The sequence below is a fragment of the Acidobacteriota bacterium genome, assembly GCA_029861955.1.
Classification (GTDB): Bacteria; Acidobacteriota; Polarisedimenticolia; order Polarisedimenticolales; family Polarisedimenticolaceae; genus JAOTYK01.
The window spans coordinates 24,317-35,395 of the sequence record JAOTYK010000033.1; the positions used below are offsets into that span (position 1 = coordinate 24,317).

The 11,079-nt window shown below is 61.8% G+C and carries 9 protein-coding genes; 3 read left to right on the plus strand and 6 right to left on the minus strand.

Annotated features, from left to right (window positions below; genetic code table 11):
* Positions 1 to 2 precede the first annotated feature (2 nt).
* Positions 3 to 1,385, minus strand: a complete 1,383-nt coding sequence (locus OES25_14275; protein ID MDH3628810.1) for a M23 family metallopeptidase — start codon at positions 1,383 to 1,385, stop codon at positions 3 to 5.
* A 147-nt stretch (positions 1,386 to 1,532) separates the two neighbouring features.
* Between OES25_14275 and OES25_14280 the strand changes: the two genes are divergently transcribed.
* On the plus strand, positions 1,533 to 3,677 hold the full coding sequence (locus tag OES25_14280; GenBank protein ID MDH3628811.1) for a transporter substrate-binding domain-containing protein: 2,145 nt from the start codon (positions 1,533 to 1,535) through the stop codon (positions 3,675 to 3,677).
* On the opposite strand, the gene OES25_14285 is transcribed toward OES25_14280, so the two are convergent.
* The 3 genes from OES25_14285 to OES25_14295 are packed head-to-tail and all read right to left on the minus strand — an operon-like array spanning position 3,664 to position 6,886.
* Positions 3,664 to 3,930, minus strand: coding sequence for a GIY-YIG nuclease family protein (locus OES25_14285; GenBank protein ID MDH3628812.1), 267 nt, complete (start codon positions 3,928 to 3,930; stop codon positions 3,664 to 3,666). The genes OES25_14280 and OES25_14285 overlap by 14 nt on opposite strands.
* The gene (locus OES25_14290) at positions 3,930 to 5,870 is read right to left on the minus strand and encodes a TRAP transporter fused permease subunit (protein MDH3628813.1); all 1,941 of its coding nucleotides are present in this window, start codon (positions 5,868 to 5,870) and stop codon (positions 3,930 to 3,932) included. Before OES25_14290 ends, OES25_14285 begins: the two co-directional genes overlap by 1 nt.
* A complete protein-coding gene (locus OES25_14295) occupies positions 5,867 to 6,886 on the minus strand; it encodes a TAXI family TRAP transporter solute-binding subunit (protein ID MDH3628814.1) in 1,020 nt (339 codons plus the stop codon). Before OES25_14295 ends, OES25_14290 begins: the two co-directional genes overlap by 4 nt.
* Before the next feature lie 89 nt (positions 6,887 to 6,975).
* Here OES25_14295 and OES25_14300 point away from each other — a divergent pair, with 89 nt between their 5' ends.
* Positions 6,976 to 7,488 (plus strand): GNAT family N-acetyltransferase, encoded by a 513-nt coding sequence (locus tag OES25_14300; protein ID MDH3628815.1) that lies wholly within the window; start codon positions 6,976 to 6,978, stop codon positions 7,486 to 7,488.
* Here OES25_14300 and OES25_14305 read toward each other — a convergent pair.
* Entirely contained in the window at positions 7,397 to 8,419 is a 1,023-nt protein-coding gene (locus OES25_14305; protein MDH3628816.1) for a hypothetical protein, read from the minus strand. The two genes, OES25_14300 and OES25_14305, sit on opposite strands and share 92 nt — an antisense overlap.
* A gap of 13 nt (positions 8,420 to 8,432) precedes the next feature.
* Positions 8,433 to 10,478, minus strand: coding sequence for a M1 family metallopeptidase (locus OES25_14310; GenBank protein MDH3628817.1), 2,046 nt, complete (start codon positions 10,476 to 10,478; stop codon positions 8,433 to 8,435).
* Between the two features lie 82 nt (positions 10,479 to 10,560).
* On the opposite strand from OES25_14310, the gene OES25_14315 reads away from it, so the two are divergent.
* The coding region (locus OES25_14315) for an NAD(P)-binding domain-containing protein (GenBank protein MDH3628818.1) at positions 10,561 to 11,079 on the plus strand (519 nt) is incomplete at its 3' end.

The window sequence follows — 11,079 nt, forward strand, 5'->3', positions numbered from 1 at the left end:
GCTCAGGATCCGAACTTCAGGGTTCCCGGCAACTTGGCGGCGATGCGATTGCGAATCCACGTCGCGTCCCACCATTCCCGCGGATTGACCGGGAGTCCATGCAACAGCATGGTGAAGTGAAGATGGTCGCCACCGGCAAGACCGGTCTCTCCGGTTTTGCCGATCACCTCGCCGCGAGCGACCTGTTGCCCCTCGTCGACGTCGATGCTGGACAGGTGACCGTAGAGACTCATCAGCCCATAGCCGTGATCGATCACGACCGCGTTCCCGTAGATTCCAAAGTAACGGGCGAGGACAACGGTACCGTTGTTGGCTGCCTGAAGTTCGGCCTGTCGCGTCGACGCGAGATCGAATCCAAGATGGTCCTGCTGGTCGACGTCGGCACCGTTGTAGACGTAGGTGCGTCGATCGGCGAAGCTCGATCGCACCTGTGCGTTACGCATCTGCATGAACACCTTCGCCCACGGGAAATCTTCCTGCGATTTCGCCGCCAGCTCGACCAACGTCTGAGCGTTCTTCTGACGCAAGTCCCCGTTGATCATCAGGTAGTTCTCGAGCAGCCCGCCCTGATCCTTGAGCTCGGGGGTCTGATCCATGATCGCCGGCACAACCTTGGCCAGGAACCGATCGTTCAGCAGGATCGAATCGTTGCGGAATGGGCGCTTGTTGTACTGCTCGACAAACCGCCGGGTCGACTGGTTGCCAACGATATCTAGGGCTATCAACCGGATCCGCGAGTCGTCGTCATGATCGAAGGGTGCGGCAAACAACGCAAATCGCTCATCGGGTTCGCCGCCCGGCAACGGATAGCCGGGGAAAAACCAATCGCCGGCCTGCACGCCGTCGCGAATCGACGTCTCACCCACTCGATAGACCACTGCCTCGCTCCCACCCTGACTCACGTAGGTGCGACTGGACGTGATCGAGATCTGTGGCGGACGCAACATGACCGGTAGATCGAGAGTTTCGACGACCGCCTCGGGCCTGGAGAGCCACGCGACGGCCGGCTCGGCCGTGACGCGGAGGGTCGCTTGCCCTTCGCGTAATTGCTCCTGATGATCGCTTCCAACCGACAGCGTCAGATCGGCTCGCGGCGTTCGGTCGCCCCAGAATCGCCATGGCTCCCGTGGGACATAGGACTTCTCGTCCAGTAACACGACGGTCTCGTCCTGGATCAACTCGACGCGGAAACGATTCAGTCCACGGGACGGCTCGCTGACCGCGACGGTGACCTCGGTGCTACGACCGATCCCGGGTGTCGCGGTCTCGAGAGTCACCTGCGGGGGAGGCCCACTCCGACAGGAGCTGACGCCGAGGAAGACGATTCCACCGACGATCACGAGGAACAGGATTCGTTTTAGCCAGCGTGGACGCTCACGAGCCATGGTGCAGCCTCAGATGTGAAACAGGGACGACCATTTCACTATAGCACCGGCCTCCGGACTGAAGAGTTCACAAAACCCCCGAACAATCGGGGTTGCGACGAACTCGATCGTGGATTGGGTAGAATCGTTCAGACGGGGTGAGGGACGATGACACGAACAACTTCCGAGATGCGTTGCAGCAGATGGGCAGTAGCCCTGTGGCTGGCGATCGTGCTGTCCGGAACCGGTTGTTTCGTGGACTCCACGGACGGCCATCCGGTGGAACGCGAGCCCGAGTTCCGCGGCGATCTCGCCGCCATCAAGGAACGAGGCACGTTACGAATACTCGTTCCCCATCGCTGGGAGGCCGCACGTTTTCCACGAAGCGGCCCGACGCTCGATGACGAGCGATCGCTCGCCGAGCTATACGCACGAAAACTCGAGGTTCGCGCCCGATTCATTCCGATCCAATCGCGGAACGGATTGATCAGCGCGCTGCTTGCCGGTCGTGGCGACATCATTGCGGCAAACCTGACGGCGACGGAAGAGCGGCGACTTCTGGTGGACTTCACGGTACCCGTCGACGTCGTCCGGGAGCAGATCGTGGCTCGCGCCGACGACGAGAATGTCATCACGTCGCCTGAGGACCTGATCGGCCGAACGATCGCGGTACGACGATCGTCCTCGTTCTGGAACACGGTCCAGGACCTGAAGTCCCGTTACCCCGGCATCGTGATCGAGACCGTTCCCGACGACGTGGACACCGAGAACCTGATCGATCAGGTGGCCCGGGGCCTCCGGGATCTGACGGTCGCAGACAGCAATCTCATACGGGCCTGCCGTGAGTATCGCGATGACGTCCGCGCCGCGATCGATGTCTCGGCCAATCGGCCGATCGCCTGGGCCATCCGGCACAATTCCCCCGAATTATTGGAGCATCTCAACCGATTTCTGACATCCCACGAGCTCGAGCAGCGGGACAATCGGCTGGATCGCGCGGATCTGGCCGGTATCAAGGAGCGCCGAGTCCTGAGGGTCCTCACGGTCAACTCCGCCGCGACCTACTTCCTCTGGCGAGGGCGGTTGATGGGTTTCGAGTACGAGTTGATGCAGCAGTTCGCGGAGAGTGAAGATCTACAACTCGAGATGATCGTTCCACCCAGTCAGGATCTATTGGTTCCCTGGCTCGAGGAGGGACGCGGCGATGTGATCAGTGCATCGTTCTATGCGACCGACAACGAACTGCCGGACTCCCTGGTGTTCGCTCGACCCTATGGACGTGTCGATCAGGTCATCGTCGTTCGCAGCGGAGAGAACGCCCCCGAGGTTCCCCTCGATCTGACGGGTCGAACGATTGCCGTCCATCGCAACTCGCCCTACTGGCAAACTCTGGAGATACTCCAATCGATGGGAATCCGTTTCGGCATTCGTGCGGTACCGGACGACATGCAGTTAGAGGAGATCATCGCCCGGGTGGCGGAGGGTGAGTACGACCTCACCCTGGCCAGCAGCCATATCGTCGACATCGAGTTGACCTGGAGGGACGATATCAAGAAGGGGCTGGCGGTCAGGGAAGAGATACCGCTCTCGTGGGTCGTGCGCGCCGACAACCCTCAGCTGAAGACGGCACTCGATCGCTTCATCAAGACGGAGTATCGCGGTCTGTTTTACAACGTGATACACGAGCGGTACTTCACGGACCGACGGAGGATTCGGAATCGTGTCGCCGTCCGCCAGAATCTCGAAGGCCAGCTTTCGCCCTACGATGAGATCGTTCGCAAATACGCCGAAGAATACGGGTTCGACTGGCGGATGATCGTGGCGCAAATGTATGAGGAGAGCGCCTTCGACCCCGGCGCCCTATCGTTCGCCGGGGCTCGCGGTCTGATGCAGGTGTTACCTCGAACCGCCCGCGAACTTGGTTTCGAAGACCTCGAGGACCCGGAGACGTCGATCCAGGCGGGTATCGAGTACATGGCGTGGGTTCGCGATCGGTTCGAGGAAGATCTGCGGGTTCGTGACCGGATGTGGTTCACGTTGGCGGCCTACAACGCAGGCACAGGACACGTTCGCGATGCCCGCCGTCTGGCGGGGAACATGAACCTGGATCGCGACGTGTGGTTCGGAAACGTCGAAGAGGCGATGCTCTTGCTCTCTCGGCCGCAATTCGCTCGATCGGCAGCCCACGGGTACTGTCGATGCCATGAGCCCGTCGACTACGTGCGCTCGATCCGGGAGCGATACAACGCGTATATCGAAATCGCCCCGACGACGATGGTGGCCGACAATCGGAAACGCTTCAGTGCCCATTGATCAGTCGCTGCTTGCGGGCGCGCGGAAAGCGCTTGATCTCTGCCTCGCGACGGAGCGCATTCGACCGGTCGGGCTGGGACTCGCGATAGACGATTTCCACCGGCAGACGTGTCCTCGTGTAGCGAGACGCACTACCCGCCTGGTGTGACTTCAATCGTCGGTCCAGATCGTTGGTGATGCCGGTGTAGATGCTTCCGTCGCCACATCGCAACAGGTAGACCCACCAGCCGGCGCCTGGGTTCGCGTTCTCCATCACGTCTTGTGACGACGGGCTCGATTCACGACACCGATCACGAGCAACAGACCGACTCCCACCACGTTCAGCCACGGTACGGCTGCGCCTCCGATGCTAACGTCCGGTCCGGGAATGAGTAGCGAGAACGCCGCAACCAGCAGTACGCCTCGTTGCCATCGCGCCAGCGGCCCGAAGAGATAACCGGCGATCGCGGCGGCAAACGGGAGGATGCCAAGCACGGCAACGACGACGGCACCCAGGATCGCCCCACTGGACGCCATCTCGCCGTCGCCATTCAACATCAGCAGCTGCGGCCGATAGACAAACATGAACGGCAGCGTGAAGCCGACGAGCGCAAACCGAAAGGCCGCCAGAGCCGTCTTCATGATCGGCGACCCGGCGATCGAGGCGGCTGCGTACGCGGCAAGTGCGACCGGCGGGGTGACCATCGACATCATGCCAAAGTAGAAGATGAATAGATGGGCCGCGAGCGGAACGACGCCCAGCTGCCCCAGCACCGGGCCGATGAGTGTCGCCATCAGCAGGTAACAGACGGCCGATGGCAAGCCCATTCCCAGGATGATGGACGAGATCATGATCAACACGAGCGCCGACAGCAGGTTCCCCTGCGAGAGATCGAGAATCGTCGATGGGAGTTTGCTGCCGATCCCCGTCAGGGTCACCACGCCGATCACGATACCGACGCAGGCAGCCGCCGTGACCAGTGGCACCACATCTCGACCTGCCTCTCGTAGAACCTCCAACCAGCGTCTGATCGTCAATCGGGTCTGAGAACTCATAGCGCTGATGACGACGACCGCAAGTCCCGCGACACTCACCGCGCGAAACACCGTGTAGCCGAGAAACAGTAACGTCAGCAGCCCTGCGAAACCGACGGCAAAGATGAGTCCCGCGAACCGATCAGGAGCCGGACGATCTTCTTCGGTCGCTACGACTGCCCCACCGATCTTACGCGCCTGGAAGTGAACGATCAGGAATAGCGAAAGGTAATAGAGCAATGCGGGAATCAGCGCGGCACGAATGATCTCCACATACGTCACCGCCGGTTCGATGATCTCCAGCATCATGTAGGCGCCCGCCCCCATGACCGGGGGAACCAGCGCTCCTCCGGAGCTGGCCGCGGCCTCCACACCCCCGGCGACCTCGGCGCGGAACCCCGAACTACGCATCATCGGGATTGTGAATGTACCGGTCGTGGCAGTGTTGGCGACGGCACTACCGGACAGCGATCCCATCAGGCCACTACTGAGGACAGCGATCTTGGCTGGCCCACCGGAGGAGCCGCCGAACAACCGTCTTGCGAGGTCGATGATGAACTTCGTCGCACCGGTCTGCTTGAGGAGTGCGCCGAACAGGACGAACAGAAACACATACGTGAACATGACTCTGAGCGCGGTTCCGAAAACGCCCTGAGAGTGCAAGAAACTCTGGGCGACGATGCGGTCGATCCCGTACCCACGATGGGGGAATAACCAATCCGGCAGCGAGGGCCCGCTCATCGCATAGACGATGAAGATCACGGCGAGGATCGGAAGCGCCCAACCGATCGCACGACGGGTGGCCTCCAACACGAGCAGGATGCCGACGACGCCGATGACCACATCGAACGTCGTCTCCTGCCCCGCCCGATTCCCGAGGGACTGGCCGGCCGTCCAGAATCTGCGGAGCAGCGGTTCCCCCTGCAGGACGACGTAACCACAGCAGAAGACGGACGCCAGCGCCAGGCCGATATCGAGCGTGCGGGCCGGAACGTTGTCCTTCAGCCGTGGATGCAGCGGACGACCGATGAAGCACAGCACAAGCGCCAACATGGCGAAGATCGCCAGCTGCGTCTGGGGCGAGAGCTGGGGGTAGTTGACTTCCTTGAGGACGAAGAGGCAGAGCGTCGCCGCGAGCACACGCTGAAGATTACCCATCATCGATGACGACGTGCTCAACGATCCTCGGGCCAGACACCGATCTCTTTGTAGAAGCGGATGGCACCGGGGTGAAAATCGATTCCCGTGTCACGGATGGCGTTCTTCGGGTTGATCGCCTTGCCGGCGGGATGCTTGGCGGCGATCTCCGCCCGGTTTTCGTAGATCGATCGAGTGAGTCGATAGACGAGATCCTCATCGACGCTGGCATACGTAATCAGGTGCATCGAGCCTACATCGAGGCCCTCATACGCTTTCGTCTGTCCGCGATAGGTTTCCGCCGGAATCGTCGCCGGTCGAAAGAACGGATAGGCGTCCATCAACGACTGCTTCGCCTCGTCGTCGAAGGGTACGAAATGGATCTCCTGAGAACTGCTGGCCTGAGTGATCGACGCCGTCGGTACGGCGCCGCCGAGGAATGCGGCAGCCGCGGATCTGTCCGAGAGCATGTCGACGGCAGCGGTCTGCGTCCCGTACAACGGCGAGAAATCGTCGTAGGTCAGGTCGTGGGCCGCAAGCAGCGGACGGATGAAGTATTCGAAGCCCGCGCCCTCCGGACCGACGACGACTCGGCGACCGGCCAGATCGGCGACGGTCGTCACATCCGAGCCTGCAAGCGAGATGAACATGGCGACATTGGGGGCAATCGTCGCGACGGCCCGCACGTCGTAGACCGCATCCCACCCGTCGCTCCCCCGGCTGGCGAAATAACTGATGGCGGAGTTGGCCATCGCCAGGTCCAGCTCACCACTACGCAATCGACGGATATTTTCCTGAGTTCCCTTCGTGGCCTCGGCGGTCACATCCCATGTCCCGTCGATGGGGTGGTCGTTGAGCGTCTCGGCAATCGCGCTGCCGACGGGAAAGAACGCTCCGCCGGGAGGGGCCGTACCGATACTCAAGAAGTGACGTTCGTTACTGGATTCGGTCGATGCGGTGACGGATCCATCGCTCGACTCGCCCGCGCAGCCCACAAGTGTGATGGCGAGAGCCAGGAGCAGACCCGAACGCAGCAAGGTAGGTTGGAATCGAATCATGCGTTTACCGTTTCTTTACAAGTTGGGTCCCACGAACCAACCCAGCATATTCGGTTGCGAGCGGTGTGGCCAGCATTCACTATGAACTAATGAATCTGAACGACCTGCGATTCCGCAACGCGACACCCGCCGACATCGAAACCCTCAGCGATATCGCCCGGCGGGCGAAGGCGGTCTGGGGATACCCCGCAGCGTGGATGGAGGCATGGCGAGATCAGTTGACCATCCAGGCACGCGAGCTCGAGCAAGACGACATCCGCGTCGCCACATTGGCTGATGCGATCGTTGGCTTCGTCTCCGTCGGTCGTGTCGATGAGGCGTCGAAGACGGAGGGTCGCTCCGTCGGCGAGATCTGCCACATGTGGATCGATCCTGAGAATCAGCGAGGGGGTCTAGGGCGTGCGGTGTTCGACGAAGCGCTCTGCATCTGTCGAGATCGCGGCTATGAACTTCTGCGAATCGATTCGGATCCCAACGCCATCGGGTTCTACATGAAGATGGGCTGCCGAGTCATCGGAACCGTGTCGGCAGACGTGCTGGGACTGCCCCGCTCACTGCCGCTGCTCGAGTTAGATCTGACCCTGACTCCACGACGGGACTGAACTTGCGGTACAACGCAGCCTGGCCGGCGAGCAGCGAGACGCGCAGGAACAACTTTGCGAGCAGGAACAGCTGGGCCAGAAGCAACGTCCAGACCACGCCGCTCCAACTTGCGATCGTCGCTCCCGGCGCGATCAGGCCGTAGAGCAGCAACGCGATCAGACCCGCGGCCAACGTGAGTCCCTGCAACGCGATGACCTTCGGGAAGCGAGTGATCACGAAGCCCGCACCTCGGACCGCCGCCAGGAACATGCTCCGACGATCGTCCACGACGGTGGCCACCTTCGCGTAACCGAAGCTCATCTGAACCGCCGTCAGAAGCAATCCGGTAAGACCGTAGATCAGCAGCGTGTAGAAAATAGCCGCCGATTCCGTGGTGGACTCTCGTAGCGCCTCCTCGGCGCGTTCCATCAGCCACAGATGCAGCCGGTAGATCAGGACGTAGGGGATGGCCGAGATCAGGGCCAATCGAATGAAGCGGAGAAGGAACTCCCCACCGATGTGGAAGAACGAAGAGGCGGACATCGCACGCTCCGGAAACGCCACGCGACTCAGGGTTCCACCCAGCAGGAACGCCCAGAACAGCGCGAAGACGGCGCCCGCACCGATCAGCCCACCGAACCCGTCGAAGAGGCTTCCCGTAAACCACGATTCGAGATTAACGAGGAACCCACCGGCACCGCTGAGTGTGGGGTCAAACGTCGCCGACACCCCGGTCGCCTCGGCCGAGAACTCGCCGAACCAGATCGTGTCGAAACCGGCAAGCATCGCCCCCTCGACGTCCGTATGGGCGATGGCGGCTCGCAACGTGGAATGGACAACCCACGCTGCAGGCAGAGCCAGGCCCAGTCCTGCCAACCAGAGCGTCAGCAGCAGCCACGGAGCGAGGGCGGTGGTCCTCAATCCAGTCAGCCAGGCGCTTCGTGCAGTCATCTCCGGTCCTCGATTAGATGAAGTAGGCGAAGGTCGTGAAAAGATCCTGCGCCCAGACGAGCCAGCGCGTGGACCACTTCCCCGCAGGAAGATCGGCGCGACTCTCCACCGAACGACCGTTGTTGCTGTAGTTCACATCGAGCATCAAGACCCGATCGGGATCCACGACCGCCCTTCGTAGTTTCGATTCACGGGTCACGGTGAACGCTTTCCACGTCTCGCTTCCGTCCCACTGAAAGCGGCGTTCCTCACCGTCCTCGAACTGCAGAAGGACGTCGACCGGGAAGACCCCGCCACCGTTTCGCTGGACGATCACCTCGCTGAGCCAGCGACCAGAGTCCGGATCGTCTTCAGGCTCGTTGTAGACCGGTTCCGGATCGCCATCGATGAAGCCCGTCGGCTCGGCCGGCACGCTGGAGATCGAGTGGACGGCATAGTCGAATGCGACGTGATCGTAGTGAACCTGATCGAAGAACCAACTCAGGTCCTGTCCGCTAACCTCCTCGGCGACAGCGATGAAATCGGCCGCATCGGGGTGCCGATACCGGTAGCGCTCGAAGAAGGTGGACAGTATCGGTTGCAGCACCTCCCAGCCGAGGTGACGTTCGAGCGTCGCCAGCCATAGTGCGGTCTTGCTGTAGCTGATGTTGCCCGCCGTGCCGGGAAAGTAACGGAACGTGTGGCTGTCGGGAATGTCGCTCTCGGCGGATTGGCGAAAACGCACCCGGCGCTCGTCCCAACGCGATAGCTCGATGTCACGAAACAGCAACGGGAAGAAGCCCCTTCCCCCACCGGGCGGCTCGACGAATCGCCGAGAGAGGACCTTCGGCCCGAAGCTCGTCTCCAGAGTGCGAATCGTCGAGAATGTGTTGAAGCCCTCGTCGATCCACGCATCCTCGAACTCGTTGTTGCCGACAAGCCCGTACCAGAACTGATGACCCGCCTCGTGGATCGTGACGCTCTCCGGCGAATCCATCCCCTTCGGATTGAACAATCGCGTTCCGGACGTAAACAGCGTCGGGTATTCCATTCCGCCGGCGCCACTGCCCCACGCCGGGTCGACGACCGTCACGTGCCCGTACGGGTAGGGTCCGTACCACTGACCGTACGATTCGAGAGCTGCCTCGGTGGCCGCGAAGTGCCGGTCGGCCTGACCCAGGTGTTCCGCCTGCATCATCAGACGCATGGCGACCGTCGGCAGACCCTCGCGCGCAAACATCCGTTCCAGCACGACGTAGTCGGGGCTTGTCGTCCATGTGAAAGCGTGAACGTCCGCCTGATGGTAGCGGTGACTCCGTTGCCCGTCGGCCGTCTCGGTCGTCTCCAACGGCCGTCCGGTGGCGCCCAATTCGTACGACTCCGGCACGGTCATCGTAACGTCGTAGACACCGTAGTCGGAGAAGAACTCCGTCGTCGAGTGGAACTGGTGGCAATTCCAACCGCGCTCACCCTCGAAGACGCCTAGCTTGGGGAACCAGTGCGCGAAGAAGTAGTACTCGCCGCGGGCACCGGTCCTGGCGAACGTCTTAGGGATCTTCGACCGCCATTCCATCCGAATCTGCGCGGTCTCCCCCGGCTGAACCGCGTTTGGCAACGAGACCACCAGGACCGTCCTGTCATCGGCATTGCCGTCGTCGGGTGTCGCGAAGCGGGACTCATCGGTCAGATCAAGAGTCTCGGTTCCAAGCCACTCGATCCGGTCGACCTCGATCCAACTCCAGTCGCTCTCCCGGACGTCGCCACTCAGGTCACTGCGGTCCCGTATGCGATCCCCTTTCATCCAGGTGCTGCGATCGTTGCGCCAACCGTTCCAGTAGAGGTGGAACCACATCTCGTCCGTTTCACGATCGGTGATGTTGGTCCACTCGAGGGTCTGACTGCCGATCAGCATGCGCTGCTCGACGTCCAGACGTACCTGAATGTCGTAGTTGGCATTTCGTGCAGACTCGTGGAGCGGCTCGGGAGGCGCAGTCGCCGTCACCAGCGAGAGGGTGACCATCGCGAGCCCAAGCAGAGCCCAGGGTGCGAATCGACGGACGGTCCTTGCGGGACGATGCATTCGCCTAGGTTAGTCGATGATCACGTAAGACAAAAGTGTTACGGTTGTGTCGGGTCGCTCTTCCCCCTTTCGGAGCCCAGCCGTGGCAAGACAATCGACGACACGTGCAGACATTGCGATGATCGGTCTGGGCGTGATGGGTCGCAATTTCGCCCTCAACATGGTCGATCACGGCTTCAACGTCGCCGTGCACGACATCGATCCCGACGCGATCGCCCGTTTCGCCGCAGAGAACACGGGGGCGGCGGGCACCATCGTGCCGTGCCGGACGCTGAAGAAGCTGCTTGACGTCCTGACCCGACCCCGACGGATCGTGATGCTGGTTCCTGCCGGCGCTCCGGTCGACGCCGTCATCCGTTCGTTGGGGCGGGGCCTGACCCGCGGCGACGTCCTCGTCGATGGGGGCAACAGCCTCTGGACCGACACCGAGCGGCGGCAGACGGCGTTGACACCACGTGGAATCCATTTCGTGGGCTCCGGTGTTTCGGGCGGCGAGGTCGGGGCGCGATTCGGACCGTCGCTCATGCCCGGCGGCAGCCGCGACGCGTGGCGGATACTCCGACCGATCTGGAACGCGGTCGCGGCACGGGTCGATCGAAAG

Excerpts from the sequence above, each read along its gene's own strand:
- OES25_14300 (MDH3628815.1), top strand. The coding sequence starts at position 6,976 with ATGAATCTGAACGACCTGCGATTCCGCAACGCGACACCCGCCGACATC.
- OES25_14275 (MDH3628810.1), bottom strand. The coding sequence starts at position 1,385 with ATGGCTCGTGAGCGTCCACGCTGGCTAAAACGAATCCTGTTCCTCGTG.
- OES25_14295 (MDH3628814.1), bottom strand. The coding sequence starts at position 6,886 with ATGATTCGATTCCAACCTACCTTGCTGCGTTCGGGTCTGCTCCTGGCT.
- OES25_14305 (MDH3628816.1), bottom strand. The coding sequence starts at position 8,419 with ATGACTGCACGAAGCGCCTGGCTGACTGGATTGAGGACCACCGCCCTC.
- OES25_14280 (MDH3628811.1), top strand. The coding sequence starts at position 1,533 with ATGACACGAACAACTTCCGAGATGCGTTGCAGCAGATGGGCAGTAGCC.
- OES25_14310 (MDH3628817.1), bottom strand. The coding sequence starts at position 10,478 with ATGCATCGTCCCGCAAGGACCGTCCGTCGATTCGCACCCTGGGCTCTG.
- OES25_14285 (MDH3628812.1), bottom strand. The coding sequence starts at position 3,930 with ATGGAGAACGCGAACCCAGGCGCCGGCTGGTGGGTCTACCTGTTGCGA.